Origin of the sequence: Gimesia benthica (assembly GCF_009720525.1) — a bacterium.
In the GTDB taxonomy this organism is placed as follows: domain Bacteria; phylum Planctomycetota; class Planctomycetia; order Planctomycetales; family Planctomycetaceae; genus Gimesia; species Gimesia benthica.
In genome coordinates this window covers 6745085-6764210 of sequence record NZ_CP043930.1, presented here as the reverse complement: position 1 = coordinate 6764210, position 19126 = coordinate 6745085, and the positions used below count along the sequence as shown (strand labels likewise).

Below are 19126 nucleotides of genomic sequence, written 5' to 3'. Positions count from 1 at the left end.
AGCTGGATTCAGGGAAAAAATCAACGACAGGTCTGCAGATAAACAATCTGGTGATCGCACGAGTTGGAAAACATGCGAATGAATAAATTTTCACAATGGATTGTGGTTGCTCTCGCGATCAGTACTCACGGTATCGTTTTCGGTGGTGAAACCTACCCGGCACCCGGCTACCTTGACGAATCGGCTCCGAGCACGGAAGAGAGCCTGTACCAGCCGATCTCGCTAAACGTAGCTGAGGAAGCAGTTTGCGCTCCTGATGCCATGGCCGCTCAGGACTGCGTGAATCAGATCTGCCTGCCCGAATGCCAGTGCTGCAATTTCCTTGAGCAGTTTCTGATGCGTCATTCACCGATCTACCCTTCGATGAACTCTCAGCGGGTTCGCGTTGGCGGCTGGTTGGACCAGGGTTTCACAGGCAACTTCCAGAAACCATCAAACAACTTCAACCTGCCTGTCACATTCAACGACCGCTCCAACGAATACCAGATGAATCAGCTGTACCTGTTCGTCGAGCGTCCCGTTGACTACGGCGGCGATGAGTTCGACTGGGGTTTCCGCGGAGACCTGCTCTACGGTACTGACTACTTTTACACAACCGCACTCGGTCTGGAAACCCGCTCTGATGGAGCCCCTCACTGGAACAGCTCCAACGGACCTCGGAGCAGCGGCGGATATAATTATGCCATGTACGGCCTGGCGATGCCTCAGTTATATGCAGAATTCTATCTGCCCTTCCTGTCTGGCGTCAGCTTCAAAGCCGGTCACTTTTATACGCCCATCGGTTATGAAAGCGTGATGGCCCCGAAGAACTTCTTCTACTCACACTCTTATAGCATGCAGTATGGTGAGCCCTTCACTCATACCGGTGTCCTGGGCACAGTCCAGATCAATGATCAACTGCAGGTACTGGCCGGTGTTGCTCGGGGCTGGGATGCCTGGGAAGATCCGAATGACGATGGGGAACTGCTGGCAGGTATCGGCTGGAACAGCGCCAATGAAGACACCAGCATCAACCTGACCCTGACTTCGGGCGATCAGGACAATGGATTCAGCAATACCGCCAACCGGACCCTGATCAGCTTCGTGTTGTCACACGACTTCACCGATTGCCTGACTTACGTCTTCCAGAGCGATTTCGGTATTCAGGACAACGGAACTATCAATAACCAGTTCCAGGTCGTTCCTGCCAAATGGTACTCCTTTAATCAATACCTGTTCTACGACATCACCGATAAATTTGCCGTGGGTGCCCGCTTCGAATACTTCCGGGATCAGAACTTCTCACGGGTACTGCAGGTACCTGAGTTCCTGGCCACCGGCGGAAACTATTACGGGCTGACCGTGGGTGCCAACTGGCGACCACATCCCTGCGTTACTGTTCGACCGGAACTGCGGTTCGACTGGTCTGATACCCGGGCTCCTCTGCTCAACGTTCAGGGACCTTACCGAAACTTCCAGTCTGATTACCAGGTCCTGCTGGGTGGCGACGTGATCATCCGCTTCTAATACAGGAAGCGGATGAGGGGCAAGTACTCGAAGACCCGTTAATGGTCATCTTCGTAGTAGGGCTCGACATGCACCACAACCTCCCGCACGGAAGGCCAGTCGTGCTGAATCTGCTGGCGGACCTGCTGGGCCGTCAGATGGGCCTGATCAACGGTTTCGTTCGGGTTGACTTCAATGTCGATATTCACATGCGCGTCAGGCCCTGCAGTCTGTATCCGGACCTTTTCCACATCCAGCACCCTTGCGACCTTCAGGGCAGAAGCCCGCACCTGATCAAAATACTTCTGATCGGGGATCTTATCGGTCAGCTCGTGCAGGTTCTCCCGGGCAGCGACCCAGCCCAGGTAGATCATGATTAACGCCAGCAGCATTGCTGTGATGTGATCGATCAAATGACCGTATCCGGGGATCCAGCTGGCAATCAGCAGCCCCAGGGCCGCCAGGAAGCTGGTCAGGGCATCGGTTCGATAATGATAAGCCTCGGCTATCATCGCCGAGCTCTTCTCCTGACGGGCCATACGGAGTACCACACGACAGGTCACTTCCAGCAATACGGCAGCGAACAGGGGAATGGTCCAACTCACCCAGCCGATCACTTCGTACTGAACATGGCTGAAAGCCGCTACCAGCTGATAGAAGAATGTGCCTGTTCCGACCACCAGAATCAAGATGCCCAGCTGAAATCCTGCCAGCGGTTCATAGCGACCATGCCCGAAAGGATGGTCTTCATCGGGAGGCTGTTCTGCCAGACGAATCGCGAACAGAATTGCCAGCGAAGTAAACACATCAGCACAGCTCGCCAGGGCATCGACCAGCAGCACCGAATGCCCCAGAAACCAGAGTCCCACCAGCTCCATCACAATCACGAACAGGCGGACATTGATTCCCACCCAGGCCACGCGCATGAGCCGGGAAGTTCTGCGGCGACGAACCCGCGAGACATCTTCCGACAATTCCAGCGGTTCCGGAAATTCCTCCAGCAGAGGAGCCGGAGCAGGCTCATTCGAATTACCAGCGCTGTCAGCAGCTGCCATACCAGTCAACACACATCAATGAGGATCAGGATTGAAGGAGAGAAGTCCGCTGCAGGTTCACAGTGAACACCGTTATCTCCGCATCTTGATTGGATTGAGGCAGTTTGACAAGAGCGAAACAAGCCAAAGCGTGATTGGGAACCGATTTGAGAACAGTTTGTCTCAGCCGGTGCTGTCGCTCAGTCTGCGTCAGGCAGAATCAGGATATCAGGCAGGCTCAGCTGGTTTTCCTTCACCATGATTTTGGCCGCGGGCCATTGCTCCATCGGCGTAATCATGATGGTCTCGTTCTCTTCGATCAGGATGGTATCCCCGGTCATCGCGGGACCAACGGAAGGATGCCAGAATGCAGCCATGCCGGGCTGAAACTTGAACTCACTGTTGATCAGAATCGAGGTCTCAGCCGACTGATACCCCATGATGTCCGCCTGGTCGGCGTGCTGCCATTCATCGGGGCAATCGTATTTCTCGTAGATGCGTTTCACCCGGTTCCACGTATCAAACAGAGCCCAGTCCGGCTTGGAAAAATACATTCCGGTCGCCTGCATGAGCAGTGCCAGATGATGCGATTTAATGATACTCGAAGGAGGTTTTCCCAATGATACGGTGCGTGTCGCAGCCGCATGCAGACCGTTTTGGGAACCGACGGCAGAGATCACACAGTACCTCTCGAGGCGGTCTTCGCCATAGCCCCAGTGTCGATAACGGATACTCTGTCCGTCTGCCATCACCTGTAACCGCCGGGGGTTGACGCCATGTTTCAATAGACGATGTGAAAGGCAACCGGCGATTTCCTGTTCGGTATTTCCCCGTTCCACCCGGCGGGCAGTCGCTTCGACCGCATGCGAAACCAGTTTCCCCAGTTCGCGGATGCGCTCCCCTTCCAGTTCGGTAAACGGAAACCGCAGGGTCCTTAATTCATCGGAGAGGTTCAGCGTTCCCTCAACTCCCGTATCGCTGGCGACATTTCGTCCTTTACATAGGTCCCGCACCAGTTGTGACAACGGTTCGTGCCAGGGGCGGGTTTTGATCTGGAAGCCCAGTCCCGGGATCGCACGGTCAAAAATCTGATTCGCGTCCACATTGCTGCAGGCAATCAACCGGGCATCCGGGGTAATGAAAACCGCAGCACAGGGATTGTTCGATCCAGCACGGGTCAGTTCAGCTCCCGCGGTGAACCAGGCCATATTCTCGGGGGACTGCAGCAGCAGCGCGTCCTGGTTATGAGCCTCCAGCAGCGAGATCACCTGTTGCTGCTTGTATTCAACATCGGTGGCACGCCGGGGGTCTGTCGTGGGAATTTCTCCGGAAGAAATTGGTGCATGAGCATTCACTGCTACGATCGTCATAGAGGACTCCCCGCTGGTACTACAACAAACAATCTTCCCAACACACGATTGTGACCCTCTGAAATTTGTCTGATTAGAAGTCAGTGTCAATAAATGAGTTTTGTATTTAAAATAGCTGAAGTCAAGCATTTCCCGCTGATCTCAACGGCGAAATACAGGTTTTATCTTCATAGAAACGATTAACGGATTTTTCAGCACCGGTTCTACCGCTGCAGACAGACAGAGATGATTTGTTGAGGACAGGAGGGTGCAGCCAGAAAAGGCAGATAAAGAGGATAATCGCATCCTGCAACGCACTCCGTTCCTACCATCAATCATATCAGGATATGAAAGAAATCAAGGGCATTTTCGATCAGCAGTCAGGGGCACGCCCTTCTACAGCCCGAAAATACGGCATTCTGTCGCCCTGACATCAACGCAACAGGCTGCGAATGTTCAGTGACCGCCCTGAGACTTTCTGAATAACCGACTGGACCCGGGTCTCTTCTTTTTCCAGGTCAGCGATCACTGCCGAGTACTGGCGATTCAGCTTTTCTATCAGCTGATCCCGCTCCTGCTGGGCCAGCTGTTCGATCTGTTGGGCCAGTACCTGCTTCTGTCGACCGATTTCCGCCTGGCAGGCCAGCTTCAGCCCGCGGGCAATCTGCTCGCCGGTTTCCGATTCCAGCCGCCAGACAGGCTGGCTGTAACTTCCCGATCCCTCCAGGGTCGCTGAGATGGAATCGATGGTGGAGAGAGCCTGGGCGACGACCTGTGTCAGAGGCTTGATGCCTGCCTGCTCAGAATCGAACTGAAACCGCACGGGAGTCTGTTTAAATTCCACCCGGCACGTGAAATCATTTTCCCGAAACGAAATCCGCGACTCACACTCGGTCTGATCCGCGATCAGCGCCAGCGATAACTTATCGGAATTCTCAAGTTGAATCGTTTTCTGTTTCGGCAGGTCAAACTTGACGAGAAAGTCGTGTGTAGGCTGCTGCTCATAAAATTTGAGTTCTCCCGCGAGCCTGACTTCTCCTTCCGCCTCGACGCGTGCCTGCAGCTGAATCGGACGGCGATACGCTTTCGGCTCAGAGGAGAGTTCCCGTACGAGTGCCTGAAACGGATATTTCTGTTGATTCACACGCGTGCTTCCACTCACTTTGATCTGCTTGAATAACACATTCGGCAGTGCATCCGCCGGTCGGAAATCGATCCATTCCCCCTGCATCCGCTCCGGCTCCTGTTCGTCACGCATGGTTCTGACAGTCCGAAAGATCATACTCGACCAGCCCGTCATCTCTTCCAGTTGTGCTGTGAGTTCTTCACCAATCAGAGCGTGCAGAATTTTCTCTGGATCGGGCGAGACGGAGTCCATCAGCGAATCGAGTTGAGCCAGATCCTGATCTTTGGCCTCTTCGATCCGCTGGAAGTCGCGCTGTGCCAGTTGAGGCAGGTTATTGAGTTCCTCCCGCATCTGCTTGCCTTCCTTGACCAGCAGATCGACACGTTCAGCCGACTCCGCGTAGGTTTTGATTCGATCCAGGGTCTTGCCCTCGGCGGTTTTGACCGAATCCTGAACCGAATCCAGTTCCAGCTTCACCTGGTCCACCCTCGATTCATACTGCGCGAAACGCTGCTTCCACTCCTGTTGGACCTGCTTTGAAACCCGTACGGTTGCCAGACGATCGGGATCCAGCTGCTCGACAGCAGACTGCTTCAAAACATCCAGCCAGCTCTTGCCCAGTTGTTTTGACTTTTTCCGAAAGGGGGCGAAGTTCAAGTGAAAGTGACTGCCCGGCTCCGAATTCTCTTCCGCAGTCGCAACAGTGGAACGTGGCGGATTGAATTCCATTCCCAGAATGGCCGCCTCTTCGACAATCAGGTTCCGCTGTAGCAACGGGCGTCCCGCGAGTTTCAGTTCCATCTCAGAAAACGTGGCGATGTAGCTCTTGTCCTTGGCCGGACTGGCGATTGCCACAGGACCGGTCTTGATCGCCGGGGGAAAGAAGCCGGTTTTGAGATCGTAAATTTCCACCTGCGTTCCCGTCACGGATTGACTCATTTGAATCAGGCCGGAGCGCACGAGTGGATCGAAGGCGAAGGCAAAAAAGACCCAGATAATCGCTGCCAGGGTCAGGCGGGGGAGCAGGTAATTCCACTTCATGAAACCTCTCCCACCACGGTACCGACTTCGGTTCCCCAGAGCAGTTTGACAATCCAGTACTTTTTCAGCCGCTCAGCCACAATCGGCGTGTATTTTTCAAAGAGAGGGCGCGTCAGTCGATAAGCCGGATAGAACAGACACAGCCCCAAGAGTAAGCTACCCATCACGACGGTATTATTGAAATCAGTCCAGGGAGCCAGCGGGAGTTCATACACGCTTTGCCAGAATCCCTGTAACGACGGCGCGCTGAGGACCTTTTTACCCAGCAGATGACTCAACGGATCGAGCAAAACACCCAGCCAGGAAAAGACGAGGGTCGCCAGGGAAGCGGAGCAGAGATTGACCTTGGAACTTGCCAGAATGAACAGCAGCATCAAGGCGATGAGATTATCTTTGGGAACCAGACCGATCACCATGCCCATACTGAACCCGAGGGCCAGTTGACGCGGTGAGGAAACGCCACTGAAGGCGCTGGCCAGAAATCGCAGAGAGCGAAGCCAGTAAGACATTTCGGGGTGAACTCCGTTATATCATTGGAGTTAAAAGGAATAAAAATTCTGCCTGCCTGCGTAAGAAGGTCAGGCAGAATCCCCCCTGTTAAGCCTTAATATCGGCTGAAAGCCTCGCGCGTCTTAATCGTTATAATCAGAAATTCTTAACATTCGCAGAGATAATATCAGTGTCACTACTGATTGAAGGTGGTCGAACAGCCAGAAATGGTCTCAGAACGGCTGGGGAATCCTGGATTTCCCCCATGTACCGGCCCAGATTACTTCTGAATCCAGAGCATGACGAGCGACCAGCCCAGCCAGACAGCGAACAGGCCGACGAGCAGGTTCCCGGCGATGTTGATCAACGCATGATGCATCTCTGCATTCCGCAGCAGACTGACGGTTTCATGGCCGAACGTGGAAAAAGTGGTCAGTGAGCCCAGCATGCCCGTAATCAGAAACAGGCTCACATGTTTATGCACCCACACTGAAGAGTGGATCTGCTTATGCGAGACGATCGCCATCAGAATGCCGATCAACAGGCAGCCTGTCGCATTCACCACGAAGGTACCCGCGGGAAATCCGGGGTACTTTCGTGACATGAATTCCGTGATACTGTAGCGCGCAATCGCTCCGAAAAATCCACCCAGTCCAACGGCCAGCAGTTGTGACACCTGTTATCCCTTTTTTCAGTCTGCTCAGCCTGCTGACACAGGCGTACGAATCGGTTTGAGTTCTCGGAAAACTACTTGGAAGAGATCTTCCACAGGTGCTTGTCGCTGCGCAGGAACAGAGCGTTATCCGCAATCGCGGGCGTGGCAAGAATCGTCTCTTTCAGATCGATTTCGCCCGTCTCTTTACCTTCGTCTGCCCCCACCTGCACCACCTGTAACAGTCCTTTTTCGTTGACCAGGTACAGATGCTTGCCGGCGGCGATCGGAGTCGCACTGAAAGGCCCCTTTAACCGCAGACGCCAGATCACTTCGCCATCTTCCGGATTCGCAGAGGTCAATACGCCTGCCCGGTTCACAGTGAAGACTTTCTTCTCATACACCAGGGGACTGGCCGTCGCGGGAGAGAGCTTCTGTTCCTGCCAGAGAACCTTGGGAGGTTCGCTGCTGGACCCGGGTACGAGTGCGGTGAGACCGTTGGAAGGAATATACAGCGTATTGTCTCCGACCGTGGTCGAAGGAATACGGCCGGCTCCCTGCTCGTAGCTCCACGCAGTATCTCCCGTTTCGGGATAAATCGCATCCACACCTTCACTCGACTGCAACAGCACCAGGGTTTCGGCACTGTCAGAGGCTTTCAGAATCGCGGGTGAGGTCCAGTTGGCGACCCGGGGACGTTTGATTTTCCAGCGGGAGATGCCGGTTTTCACATCCAGGCCGGTGGTGAAAGAATCGTCGTCATTCTCGACGGGTACGATCAGAGTCTCACCCACCACGATGGGTGAAGAGGCCATTCCCAGGCTGTTGCTCGCATTGGGGAAATCGTGTGACAGTCCACGGATCCAGAGCAGGTTTCCGTCCAGGTCCAGACAGACGACATCATTACTCGAGAATGTGGCGAACACCCGCTTGCCATCACTGGCGGGAGTCGGCGTCGCCACGCACATTTTGTTGTGACACTGTGTCCGTCCTGTTGCCCAGAACTGACGGTCCCAGAGCTGCTTGCCGGTCTTCGCATCGAAACAGAGTACGTGCAACTGGTCCTGTTTGAAGCCGGTAGTGCTGGTCAAAAAGACCTTGTCTCCCACGATGATCGGCCCAGAAGCACCACGACCTTCCAGATCGGCGGTCCAGGCAATGCTCTCCTGGTCGACCAGGGTCGGCGGTGTATCCGAAGTCGCCACGTTGTTGGTCAGCGGTCCCCGGAACTGCGGCCAGTCGGCTCCACAGCACAGACCGATGGCAATCAGAGGCATCACAAGTTGAAAGGCACTCTTATTCATAATTTTAACCTGTCAGGAAAGTATGTTTGAATTCGAGGAGAAACTGCAGATCGGCAGTTACGGCGTTAACTGCGTCGTTGCCTCTGGTTTTTCGGAAAGTACGCCGGTCCCGGAAGGACGGGCGATACGTAATTGAAACTGGTAGCGTTGTGCCCAGCTTTCGGTCTGCTCGTTTTGACAGAGTTTCAGCAGAATCACATTTTTCCCCGGTTTAAATGTCACGGGCACGCTGTATTGGTCCATGATCATCCCGCGGTGATATTCATTGCGGGCAAACAGCAGCTTGCCATTCACCCAGATTTTCCAGGCATTGGGCGTTCCCAGGCGAATCTCCAGTTCCTGTTCCCCCGGGCTATAGAAGTCAGCCGCACAATACATCACGGCCCCTTTGTAGGGAGAAATCTCTTTCGCGATGTCGAAGATACCGTAATCGTCTTCTGTATTCACCGACTTCCAGTTCACTTCCCCTTCCTTGCCTTTCAGGGCCGAGGAGAAGTCCAGATTTTTCTCGGGCGGGTAGGCCGTGTCGTATCCCTTCAGTTCCCGGTTATCGAAGGGGCCGATAATCTTCCAGTCCGACAGGAAACCGAAATGCTTCTGCAGGTCGATCTTCTCGCCCAGGCTGCGCAGCGGTTTGACAATCGCTTTCACCTGATCATCATCGGTCGCGCCGCTCAGTGCCTGCTCGTAGGCCTGCTTGGCTGCATCTTTCTTGCCGTCTTTTTCCAGTTTCTTGGCCTGATCAATCAGTCGCTGCACGGCATCGCGTCTGAGAGTCACACTCGGGTCGTTGATCATTCCGGGAATGATGCGTTCGCTGGCACTCGCGTCTACTTTGATGAGCGTTTCGTAAGCCAGTCGTCGTGCCCGGGGATTGTGGGATTTGTTCAGAATGAACTTTTCGAGCTCTGCTTCAGGCAGCTTTCCCTGCTGAATTGCGTTCGCCGCGACTGCTTCAAATGCCCCGCACAGCCAGTTGACCGCCAGAGGATTCGCCCCCTTGAAACTGGACAGAATCGGAATCAGTGCCGACGCATCTGCCTGGGAAAGCGATTGAACCGCCTGGGAGGCAGCCTGATTTCCCTGCCCCTCTTTTTGAACCTGTTTGATTCTGGCGATCTGTTGTTCCACATCATCCGCCCGCACGCTGCTCAGTACGCTGAACAGACACAAACAGCAGAAAAGAAAACGACTTCGCTGCATGAGAATCTCCCGACTTTCAAAATTGTTCTGAATCAGCAATCTCCGCTGCCTGGAGATCGCGTCGTTGAGTAGAGTCAAGTGCCTGCAATTGTACCAGTTTCCTTCCCGCACCAACAAGTATGCAGACAATTTTCCCCGGGAAGTCGCTATCACGGAATGCTGCCTGTCAGCCAATTCAAACGAACTTCCTGCATTCCGTTCGTGTCTTGGCTGAATCTGAGTCTTGCCTGTGATATAATTCCCGTACGAATCAGATTGACTACTTTTGAGCCCCAGGAACTTCTCGTATGTCTTTAATTCTCAGCCAGACTCTGAATCGACTGCTCGAGGGAGAGAATCTGGAGAGTGAAGCGACCCGCCAGGTTATCTCCTCGATCATGCAGGGAGAATGCAGCGATGCCCAGATTGCCGCGTTGCTGACAGCCCTCCGCATGAAAGGTGAAACGTCTGACGAACTCGTCGGCGCTGCCCAGGCGATGCACGCCAAGGCACTCGCGATCCCCACGAACAGACAAGGTCTGCTGGATACCTGTGGCACCGGCGGCGATCAGCTGCACACCTTCAACATCAGCACGACAGTCGCCCTGGTCGCGGCGGCAGCCGGCATTCCCGTCGCCAAGCATGGCAACCGCAGCGTCTCCAGTTCCAGCGGGTCGTCAGATGTCCTCGAAGCACTCGGCGTCCGACTCGACCTGACACCTGAACAAATCGGCCAGTGCCTGGAGACGACCGGCATTGGATTCTGCTTCGCGCCCCTGCTCCATTCCGCGATGAAATATGTTGCCCCGGTCCGGCGGGAACTCGGCATTCGCACCATCTTCAATTACCTTGGGCCTTTAACGAATCCGGCCAGCGCCGAGTACCAGTTGCTGGGGGCCAATTCGGTAGAGGCTGCGGAAAAAATTGCTCAAGCCCTGTTAAAATTAGGTCGAAAACATGCATTGGTTGTCTGTGGCAACGGAGAACTGGATGAGGTCAGCCTCTGGGGAAAAACGACCGTTTTCGAAGTGACGGGTGCCAACCTGAATCACTTCGAATGGACTGCTGCCGACTTCGGGTTACCCGAATGCGACGTAAGTCAGTTGACAGTCGAATCCTCCGAGCAAAGTGCCAACATCATCCGCGAGATCCTGAATGGTGAACAGGGCCCGGCCCGTAACATGGTCGTCGCCAATGCTTCAGCTGCTTTATTGGCTGCTGAACAGGCTTCCGATCTGATGCAGGCTGTTCAAAAGGTCGCTCAACTGATCGATGAGGGAAAAGTACGCGAAAAACTCCAACAACTCATCGACTTTAGCAGTAGTAGAGGAGGAGAATAAATAAGACGAAATTCCACGCGGGTCTAACAAAAAACGAATGCTTTCGTCAGGTTGACTTGCCGAATCTGGACTGACTCTTATAATTCCTCAAAACAATGTCACCCCGACCAGAGACCATGTTCAGTGGTTTCTGGCAAAAATAAAGGTCTCACCATTATGAATGCTGAAGCACAACGCAAATTGATTTTCAATCCGGATGAGGCCAATCTCCGTTTACCGCTCGTACGGGCCATCGTCAAAGACATTGTCGCGCTGTACGAAAATCTGCATGACCGCCAGGAACGGATCGAAGAGATCAAGCATCTCCCCGGCTCCACCACGCGCGATGAAGACTCGGTCTACAGCGAAGAACTGCTGCAGGCTGAGCTGGACATCGAAAACGATAAAGAGCAGCTGAAAACCTACGAAGAAGAACTGCTCGAACTGGGTGTCGAGCTGGAAGATCCTGGTCTGGGTGTCGTCAACTTCCCGACCCTCCGCGAAGGCAAAGAGGTTTACCTCTGCTGGAGACTGGGTGAAGAGGAAGTCGGCCACTGGCACTCCCTCGACGAAACCTACTCAGATCGCCGTTCGCTGCTCGAAGAGTCCATCGACAACGATGACCACAATGACATGCTGATGTAAGCCCGCTGCTTACTCAGCCTGTACCCGTTGTTCCCACGCTGCGTACGCTGCTTTCATCTGTTTAGTAATCTTCGGCTTCTGGTCTGCAAGATCGGTTGTCTCACTCAGATCCTGATCCAGATCAAACAGCATGAAGGGCTTGTCAGGACTCGTTCGCAGCAGCTTGTAATTTGCATGCCGCACCGCAGCGTATTTCCGGTACTGGAAAAAGAACGTCCTCGGCTTCGCCGATTCCGGTTGCTCCAGGACCGGCAGCATATTCGTTCCATCCAGCGTTCGATCTGCAGGCCGCTCTCCTCCAGAGACCGCAATCAGGGTCGGCAGGATATCCAGGCTGATCAACGGACTGTTGTTAACAGAGCCTGCTTCAATGTGACCGGGATAACGCACGATCGCCGGCACGCGGATGCCCCCCTCCCATAAAGTGACACCGCCGTCTCTCAGGGGTTTGTTAGAAGCGACTTCCAGTCCACGGTCCTTGAGCATGAACGCACCGTTGTCCGAATACCAGATCACCAATGTATTGTCCCGCAATCCGCAGGTGTCCAGCTGATCCAGCACGCGGCCGATCGCCGTATCCAGCGCGGTCACAACGGCGCGATATCGTTTCCGGGGATCTTTTGTCCCGGGCGAATAGCCATACGCGGCAAAGGCACTGTCCGGCGCCTGCCATTCATTGCCCTGTCCCGGTTGCTTGTTGCGTTTACTGGGAAAATGCGGTGCATTGAAAGGCAGATAGATGAAAAACGGACGCTGCTTATTTTCGGTGATGAAACGACACGCTTCGTCGGCAAACAGCTCCGTGGAATAGCCTTTCTCGAAGGCTTCATTGACGCCACGCCACAGATCGTGCCGCCCGGCGTAGTAGTGGTGATAATAGTCGATGTTGCCGGCTGCGAATCCAAAGAACTCGTCAAAACCCCGCTCCGTCGGTCGGCTGCCTTTCGAAAAGCCAACATTCCATTTGCCGAAGCAGGCCGTCCGGTATCCCTGCGGTTTGAGATATTGTGGAATCAGCCGCTCACTCTGTCGCAGGCCATCCGCGTAATTTTCATCTGCACTCAACTGGTGATTCAGGCCGATCCGCTGCGGATAGCGGCCCGTCAGCAGTGTCGCCCGCGAAACCGTACAGGTGGGGGAAGCCGTATAAAAATCGGTCAGCCGCGTCCCTTCCCGCGCCAGTTGATCCAGGCGGGGAGTCTGCATGACCTTGTTTCCATAGCAGCCCAGATCACCGTAACCCAGATTGTCTGCTGTGATCAACAGGATATTCGGCCGCTGCTGTTTTTTCTGCTGCGCTGCCACCGGCTCCGATGATAGACACAAACCAACAAAACAGAGACTCAACAGACAGAACAGACGGTAATTCATCACGGCTTCTCCGGATCACTCTCAACAGGCGATTAATTCGGTCGCTTTGCGTAGCGCTGAGACCTGCGACAGGCCCCGGTTCCATCACAACATGTTAAGCGCCGCCTGTCAATCGAGGGCCGTTAACTGAGTTGCCGGATCAGATACAGATATTCCAGGGCGCTGTGCATCGCCTCCTGCTGCTGGTTCGCCGTCCCTTTGTGGCCCCCTTCGATATTCTCGTAATAAAAGTAGTCGTACCCCAGTTGATCCATGCGGGCCGCCATCTTTCGCGCATGCCCGGGATGGACGCGGTCATCCTTGGTCGACGTAAAGAAGTAAACCCGGGGATAAGCCTGTCCTGGCTTCAGGTTCTGTAGCGGCGAATACTGGCTGATGAACTCCCACTGTTCGGGGAGATCGGGATTTCCGTACTCCGCCATCCAGCTGGCGCCTGCCAGCAGCTTGTTGAAACGCTTCATATCCAGCAGCGGTACGCCGCAGACGATGGCATTGAACAGATCCGGGCGTTGTGTCAGTGTCACTCCCATCAAGAGCCCGCCGTTACTCCGGCCCATCGCCCCATAATGTTCAGGCGAACTCACTCCCTGATGCTGCACCGCTTCGGCAACCGCGAAAAAGTCATCGTAGGCACGCTGTCGGTTCTCCTGCAGCGCCGCTTCGTGCCAGCGGGGACCGTATTCCCCACCGCCGCGAATGTTGGCCAGCACGTACGCGCCCCCCTTCTCCAGCCAGAGCTTTCCCATTAGCGGACTGTAGTGCGGCAGGATCGAAATCTCGAACCCACCATAGCCGTACTGTAAGACGGGCGTGGAATGATCCAGCGGGATCTCTTCGTGATGTACCAGGAAATAAGGCACCTTCGTTCCGTCGCGACTGACGGCAAATGATTTTTTCACTGTCAGACCTTTCGTATCAAAGCGGGCCGGCGTCGACTGCAACAGCGTTTCGATCCCTTCCTGAAAATTGACATAGTACAGGCTGCCCGGCTGCAGAAATCCGTCGCGCGACATCAGCAGATCATTACTGCTGCTGTCAGAAGAACTGATAGAGATTACATCTCCCTCTCCCCAGGGAAGCACACGCCCCTGCCAGGCGTTGTCAGCAAGTTTGAATTCGCGGATCTGACTCGAAACATGTTCGATTCCGGTCACATAAACCGCATCCCGCGCAGAGCGGACCTGAGAAATCGTTCCACTCTGGCCAGGATCATACACGGACAAGATGTCGGCAATCTCCCCCGTCCTGGCAAAATCGGACAGGGAGAAACTCACCAGGGCCCCCGCCGAGAAGTCGCGCCAGTCCTCTTTCAGTTCCGCCAGCAACTGATCCCGAAACAGGCTCGAAAGACTGCATTTCTGTGGCAGCGGAAGCTGCTGCAGTGTTCCCTCCGCAGTCACCAGGTAAAACGTAAAGTGATAAAAATCATGTCCCCGCATCACGAAACAGCTCTGTCGGCCGTTGTGTTTCAGATTGACGGGATACACGAAGGTCTCGTCTTCGCCCGTTTCCAGTACGGTCTCCGCTGCCGAGAGTGGCGTCCCCCGCTGCCAGCGTTTCAGAATGCGGGCATACCCTGATGAGTTCAGACTGCCTGGGCCCCAATCAGTAGCAATCAGCAGATGATCGCGGTCTTCCCAGCAGAGATTACTCTTCGCCTGTGGTACAGAAAAGCCCCCCTGCACGAACGACCGCGAAGGAAGATCGAATTCACGATAGACGGCCGAGTCCGTTCCGCCCGGTGCCAGTTCCACCAGACAGCGGTCGTGATCCGGGGCCAGACAGTCGACGCCTTTGTAGATCCAGTTTTCCGCTTCTTCTTTGGCCAGCTGATCGACGTCGAGCAGCAGTTCCCACTCTTTCGATTTCTGCCGGTACTGCTCCCGGGGCATGCGACGCCAGATTCCCCGCACGTGCTGCGGATCGCGCCAGAAGTTATAGACGAAATCTCCCCGCAGGGTCCCGTAAGTAATCCGGTCGGCGGCAGTCAGAATTTCCAGGGCTTCCCGTTCATACTGCTGATAACGGGGATCGCTGGTCAGCACCTGCAGGGTCTCGGCATTCTGTCGCTTTACCCAGTCCAGGGCCTGCTCTCCTTCAATTTCTTCCAGCCAGAGCAGCGACTGTTCTTCTTTATGCTCTAAATCCTGCTGATCGGAATTTTCTGCTGCATCCATCCTGCTTGCTCCTGAAATAACGGCACTGGTCGGTTTGAGAACTATTGTAGAGGAATACTTGAGCCTGACTTAAGTCATCTGGTTCAATTTGTCAGCTTTTTCGGCAACGGTCCTCTGAAATGAGATATTCTCTGAAAATCCCGATTCAGGGGCTGTATTTAGCGGGGACCGCTGATACAATTCCACTCCGATGAGGAGCCAGATGGTCCGTCTACCGGTACGGTGACCGACCCGCTCTGAGCTGATCTCCAGAATCTCTTTCATAAAGAGCCGGCTGTTTGCCCTCTTTTCGTGTTGTTTTTGCTACATATTGCCGAAATCCTGAGACAGGGGTTTCGCTTCTGACCGTAGCAGTGGGGTGATACGAAGCAGAGCTTCGAGGAGAGCGCTGTCCAGACCGTCGTCTGTTCATGCCCCCTGAGTCGATAGGGATCGACTCTCACACCATGTTCTTTTTTACGCGACGCAAGCCTCACCTGCGGGATGAAGGTGCGTCAAAAGGCTGATTTTATGTCAACTGATGTCTCTGAGCAGACAAAATTCACTGATTTTGCGCTTGCACAACCCATTCTCGCTGCACTTGAGACGCTGGGCTACCAGACACCCACCCCGATTCAGGCACAAACGATCCCGCATCTGCTGGAAGGTCGTGACCTGGTAGGTCAGGCACAGACGGGAACCGGCAAAACCGCCGCGTTCGCACTCCCCCTGCTCTCAAATATTGATCTGGAAGTCAAAGCTCCCCAGGTACTAGTACTGGCTCCGACCCGGGAACTGGCAATCCAGGTTTCTGAATCGTTCAAAGATTACGGTGCGGAACTGCAGGGACTGCAGGTACTCCCCATCTATGGAGGCGCCAGCTTCCGCGACCAGTTGCAACCCCTGAAACGGGGCGTGCATGTCGTAGTGGGAACTCCCGGACGCGTCATGGACCACATGCGTCGTGGCACTCTGAAAATGGACCAGCTCCGCTGCCTCGTACTCGATGAAGCAGACGAAATGCTGCGTATGGGCTTCATTGACGACGTGGAATGGATTCTGGAACAGACTCCTGAGAACCATCAGACCACACTCTTTTCCGCAACGATGCCTGATGCCATCCGTCGCATCGCAGTTAACTACCTGCAGTCGCCGGAAGAGATTACCGTTAAAGTCAAAACTCGGACCGCTGATACAATTCATCAGCGTTTCTGGCTCGCGAAAGGGCACCACAAAATGGATGCTCTGACCCGCATCCTGGAAGTGGAAGAAACCGACGGCGTGATCATCTTTGTCCGTACCAAGAGCATCACTACTGAGCTGGCTGAAAAACTGGAAGCCCGCGGCTTCCTGTCAGCTCCGTTGAATGGTGATATTCCTCAAAGGCAGCGTGAACTCACCGTCGGCAGACTGAAAGCCGGCCATGTCAACATTGTCATCGCTACCGATGTCGCTGCCCGCGGACTGGACGTAGACCGTATCAGTCACGTGATCAACTACGACCTGCCGGGGGACTCCGAAGCCTACGTACACCGCATCGGACGAACGGGACGTGCCGGCCGAACCGGCCACGCGATCACTTTCGTTTCCCCGCGTGAAACCCGCTCACTGTCCAACATTGAACGTGCTATCAAACACAAACTGGAACGGATGGACCTGCCCACGATCGAGGTGATCAATGAACGTCGCACCGCTCGTTTCAAGGAATCCATCACCAGCGCCATGAGTGCTCCCGATTTTGGCATGTTCCGCAAGCTGCTCAGCGAATACCAGGCTGACACCAGCTGCCCGGAAATCGAAATCGCCGCTGCCCTGGCCTGCCTGCATCAGGGCAAACGCCCGCTGTTTCTCCAGGAAACAACCCGGCAGGAAACACGCAAACCGCGCGAAACCGAAGGCCACAAACCACCGCAAGGCGAACGTCGTTTTAACAAAGACAAAGACCGTCCGGAGCGTCCCCGCAAACGGGAATTCAGCGATTCACCGGAAGAGGGTATGGAACGCTTCAAGCTGCAGGTGGGCCACAACCATGGTGTCAAACCTGGCAACATCGTTGGTGCTATCGCAAACGAAGCCAACCTGGACAGTCAGTACATCGGCCGCATCAATATCTTTGATGAATTCAGTACCGTCGATCTTCCCGAAGGGATGCCCCGGAATATCTTCCGTGCTCTGAAGAACGTCTGGGTGGCAGGTCAGCAGTTACGGATCTCCCGCTGGGAATCCCCCGAAACCTTTGCCGGTAAGAAGAAACGCTTCAAAGGCAAACAGAAACACAAGCAGCAGAAAGCCTAAGCTGCGGATACAAAAAAACCGCTGTCCTGAGTAATCGGGACAGCGGTTTTTATTTTGAGGTCAGTGTGTCAGCCGCTTATTTGCCGGCCCCACCAAAGACATTCGAAGTCTGACCGGAAGAGGTCTGCTGCTTCAGTCGTTTACTGCGGGTGAAGACTCCGGAAACCTGTCCGGACGAAGTAGCATTCACGCCAGTTTTCTTGGCTCCCGCTTTGATCGGGGAGGCAATTCCCGAACCGGGAGTGTGCAGACGACGCTGCGGCTTGTAGCCGATGTAGCTCAGGAAATCATTGATGCCGATCACGCGGACTGCTTTCAGACGGGCTTCATCACGAATTTCCTTCATCTTCGCGATAACCTGTTGCATCTTATCCCGCTGTTCATCAGTCTTGGCGGCATCAATATTGGGAGATTCGCCAATCACCAGGAACTTGGTATGTACAGTCAGGCCGTTGCCGATCCGCTCACCGTTTTCGGTCACGATGTTGTCGATCTTGGCGTTCGCATTCTCGATGATCCGCTGCAGCAGATCCATATCGGACTTGCCGTCCCCATCCAGATCGATGATACCTGAAATCGCGAAGGTTTCAGGACGTCCAACCCCCCAGAGCGGTGTGTAAATCGGATCGCCGGGGCTGATCGGCTGATAGATGTCGTCAGAAACGATACGAGCTTCAGAGAGGTGTGGCCCGAGGATCTTGGTGACTTCGATGGCACCAATGATGTCTTCTTCACCACGACCAATCCCCTGGTGGGCTTTACGATAGACGCTGAATGTCATCCGCTTGGGCAGCCGGTCTGCTTCACCAAGGTTGATCCAGACTACGCCGGTGCTGTTATCAACGGTGCGGACAACGCCATCCGGCACTTCAAAACTCTCCTTTTGAACTTCGGTCAGACGGCTACGCAGTGTGTCGATCAGGCTGGCGTAGGTATTGTTTTTGTTTTCGAGGTCTTTAATGGTTTTCGCGTTGGTTTCACGCAGCTGGTCCAGCTCGATCAGGATTTCTTCGTTTTCCTTCTGCAGGGCAGCGATCTGCTGATCTTTGGCGGAAACTTCTTCTTCTTTGACTTTCTGGGTGTCTGCCAGATCCTTTTCTGCCCCTTCGCGGGCAGTCCGGTGCTGGTCAACAACTTTATCCAGCTCGCCTTTGAGAGCCAGGAACTGGGCTTCGAGTTTGTTTTTGTCGGCCTGTTCCTGTGCCAGCTGATTCTTGGTCTGGTTCAGCTGAGTGGAGAGCTTGATCAGGGTGTTTTTAATCGTGGGCTCTGCCAGAACGTCAGCATGGGTCTTGATATCCTGCTCGGTCGCACCAATGACGGTGTTCGGAGTTTTGTTATCAAGGCCGATTTCATCCTGCTCGTTCCCGATCAGCTTTTTCAAAGCCTGCAGTTCTTCGTCCAGCTTTCGTACTGCGGCATCGCTGGTACGAGCGTTTGACTCAGCCTGATTCAGCTTGGCGTTGGCTTCTGCCAGATCTTTATAGTTCAGGTAAGCCATCACGCCACAAATCAGTGTGAGCATGACGAAAAAGATTAATGAGAAGTGAACAGCAGTTGGTTTACTGGCAGCCATTTTTTCTAACCTTAAGGATTTTCAAGTGACAATCGTGGGAAACGAAGCACCGTGGCGGTGATGGTCGATATGTCAAACTATCTTCAGCAATGCCCGGCAGTC

At 54.3% G+C, this 19126-nt stretch carries 14 protein-coding genes; 4 read left to right on the top strand and 10 right to left on the bottom strand.

Annotated elements, in window-relative coordinates; genetic code table 11:
- Positions 1 to 78: 78 nt before the first annotated feature.
- Positions 79 to 1506 (top strand): porin, encoded by a 1428-nt coding sequence (locus tag F1728_RS26470; RefSeq protein WP_194242538.1) that lies wholly within the window; start codon positions 79 to 81, stop codon positions 1504 to 1506.
- Positions 1507 to 1544: 38 nt separating this feature from the next.
- Here the strand turns inward: F1728_RS26470 and F1728_RS26465 are convergent, their stop codons facing one another.
- From F1728_RS26465 to F1728_RS26435, 7 genes are all read right to left on the bottom strand, one after another.
- Positions 1545 to 2540, bottom strand: coding sequence for a cation diffusion facilitator family transporter (locus F1728_RS26465; protein ID WP_155366548.1), 996 nt, complete (start codon positions 2538 to 2540; stop codon positions 1545 to 1547).
- A gap of 179 nt (positions 2541 to 2719) precedes the next feature.
- Positions 2720 to 3889 carry a M24 family metallopeptidase gene (locus tag F1728_RS26460; protein ID WP_194242537.1) on the bottom strand — a complete coding sequence of 390 codons (1170 nt, stop codon included), beginning with the start codon at positions 3887 to 3889 and terminating at the stop codon, positions 2720 to 2722.
- 412 nt (positions 3890 to 4301) lie between these two features.
- A complete protein-coding gene (locus F1728_RS26455) occupies positions 4302 to 6035 on the bottom strand; it encodes a TIGR03545 family protein (protein ID WP_155366546.1) in 1734 nt (577 codons plus the stop codon).
- Entirely contained in the window at positions 6032 to 6544 is a 513-nt protein-coding gene (locus tag F1728_RS26450; RefSeq protein ID WP_155366545.1) for a TIGR03546 family protein, read from the bottom strand. Before F1728_RS26450 ends, F1728_RS26455 begins: the two co-directional genes overlap by 4 nt.
- A 260-nt stretch (positions 6545 to 6804) precedes the next feature.
- Positions 6805 to 7200: a fluoride efflux transporter CrcB gene (gene crcB, locus F1728_RS26445; protein WP_145441505.1), complete on the bottom strand. Its 396-nt coding sequence runs from the start codon at positions 7198 to 7200 to the stop codon at positions 6805 to 6807.
- A 71-nt stretch (positions 7201 to 7271) separates the two neighbouring features.
- On the bottom strand, positions 7272 to 8480 hold the full coding sequence (locus tag F1728_RS26440) for an outer membrane protein assembly factor BamB family protein (RefSeq protein ID WP_155366544.1): 1209 nt from the start codon (positions 8478 to 8480) through the stop codon (positions 7272 to 7274).
- Positions 8481 to 8537: 57 nt separating this feature from the next.
- The gene (locus tag F1728_RS26435) at positions 8538 to 9683 is read right to left on the bottom strand and encodes a YfgM family protein (RefSeq protein WP_155366543.1); all 1146 of its coding nucleotides are present in this window, start codon (positions 9681 to 9683) and stop codon (positions 8538 to 8540) included.
- A 287-nt stretch (positions 9684 to 9970) separates the two neighbouring features.
- Between F1728_RS26435 and trpD the strand changes: the two genes are divergently transcribed.
- Both trpD and F1728_RS26425 read left to right on the top strand, forming a co-directional pair.
- Entirely contained in the window at positions 9971 to 11002 is a 1032-nt protein-coding gene (trpD, locus tag F1728_RS26430) for an anthranilate phosphoribosyltransferase (RefSeq protein WP_155366542.1), read from the top strand.
- A 156-nt stretch (positions 11003 to 11158) separates the two neighbouring features.
- A complete protein-coding gene (locus F1728_RS26425; RefSeq protein ID WP_155366541.1) occupies positions 11159 to 11626 on the top strand; it encodes a DUF2203 domain-containing protein in 468 nt (155 codons plus the stop codon).
- Between the two features lie 9 nt (positions 11627 to 11635).
- Here the strand turns inward: F1728_RS26425 and F1728_RS26420 are convergent, their stop codons facing one another.
- On the bottom strand, positions 11636 to 12997 hold the full coding sequence (locus F1728_RS26420; protein ID WP_155366540.1) for a sulfatase-like hydrolase/transferase: 1362 nt from the start codon (positions 12995 to 12997) through the stop codon (positions 11636 to 11638).
- Between the two features lie 122 nt (positions 12998 to 13119).
- The gene (locus F1728_RS26415; protein WP_155366539.1) at positions 13120 to 15174 is read right to left on the bottom strand and encodes a prolyl oligopeptidase family serine peptidase; all 2055 of its coding nucleotides are present in this window, start codon (positions 15172 to 15174) and stop codon (positions 13120 to 13122) included.
- Between the two features lie 510 nt (positions 15175 to 15684).
- Here F1728_RS26415 and F1728_RS26410 point away from each other — a divergent pair.
- A complete protein-coding gene (locus F1728_RS26410; RefSeq protein WP_155366538.1) occupies positions 15685 to 17448 on the top strand; it encodes a DEAD/DEAH box helicase in 1764 nt (587 codons plus the stop codon).
- 76 nt (positions 17449 to 17524) lie between these two features.
- Here F1728_RS26410 and F1728_RS26405 read toward each other — a convergent pair whose 3' ends face one another.
- Complete coding sequence (locus tag F1728_RS26405) at positions 17525 to 19024, bottom strand: coiled-coil domain-containing protein (protein WP_155366537.1); 1500 nt, start codon at positions 19022 to 19024, stop codon at positions 17525 to 17527.
- Positions 19025 to 19126: the final 102 nt, after the last annotated feature.

What these genes read in the sequence shown, in the direction of transcription:
- F1728_RS26470 (WP_194242538.1), top strand. Translation starts at nt 79, where the DNA reads ATGAATAAATTTTCACAATGGATTGTGGTTGCTCTCGCGATCAGTACT.
- F1728_RS26465 (WP_155366548.1), bottom strand. Translation starts at nt 2,540, where the DNA reads ATGGCAGCTGCTGACAGCGCTGGTAATTCGAATGAGCCTGCTCCGGCT.
- F1728_RS26460 (WP_194242537.1), bottom strand. Translation starts at nt 3,889, where the DNA reads ATGACGATCGTAGCAGTGAATGCTCATGCACCAATTTCTTCCGGAGAA.
- F1728_RS26455 (WP_155366546.1), bottom strand. Translation starts at nt 6,035, where the DNA reads ATGAAGTGGAATTACCTGCTCCCCCGCCTGACCCTGGCAGCGATTATC.
- F1728_RS26450 (WP_155366545.1), bottom strand. Translation starts at nt 6,544, where the DNA reads ATGTCTTACTGGCTTCGCTCTCTGCGATTTCTGGCCAGCGCCTTCAGT.
- F1728_RS26440 (WP_155366544.1), bottom strand. Translation starts at nt 8,480, where the DNA reads ATGAATAAGAGTGCCTTTCAACTTGTGATGCCTCTGATTGCCATCGGT.
- F1728_RS26435 (WP_155366543.1), bottom strand. Translation starts at nt 9,683, where the DNA reads ATGCAGCGAAGTCGTTTTCTTTTCTGCTGTTTGTGTCTGTTCAGCGTA.
- trpD (WP_155366542.1), top strand. Translation starts at nt 9,971, where the DNA reads ATGTCTTTAATTCTCAGCCAGACTCTGAATCGACTGCTCGAGGGAGAG.
- F1728_RS26425 (WP_155366541.1), top strand. Translation starts at nt 11,159, where the DNA reads ATGAATGCTGAAGCACAACGCAAATTGATTTTCAATCCGGATGAGGCC.
- F1728_RS26420 (WP_155366540.1), bottom strand. Translation starts at nt 12,997, where the DNA reads ATGAATTACCGTCTGTTCTGTCTGTTGAGTCTCTGTTTTGTTGGTTTG.
- F1728_RS26415 (WP_155366539.1), bottom strand. Translation starts at nt 15,174, where the DNA reads ATGGATGCAGCAGAAAATTCCGATCAGCAGGATTTAGAGCATAAAGAA.
- F1728_RS26410 (WP_155366538.1), top strand. Translation starts at nt 15,685, where the DNA reads ATGTCAACTGATGTCTCTGAGCAGACAAAATTCACTGATTTTGCGCTT.
- F1728_RS26405 (WP_155366537.1), bottom strand. Translation starts at nt 19,024, where the DNA reads ATGGCTGCCAGTAAACCAACTGCTGTTCACTTCTCATTAATCTTTTTC.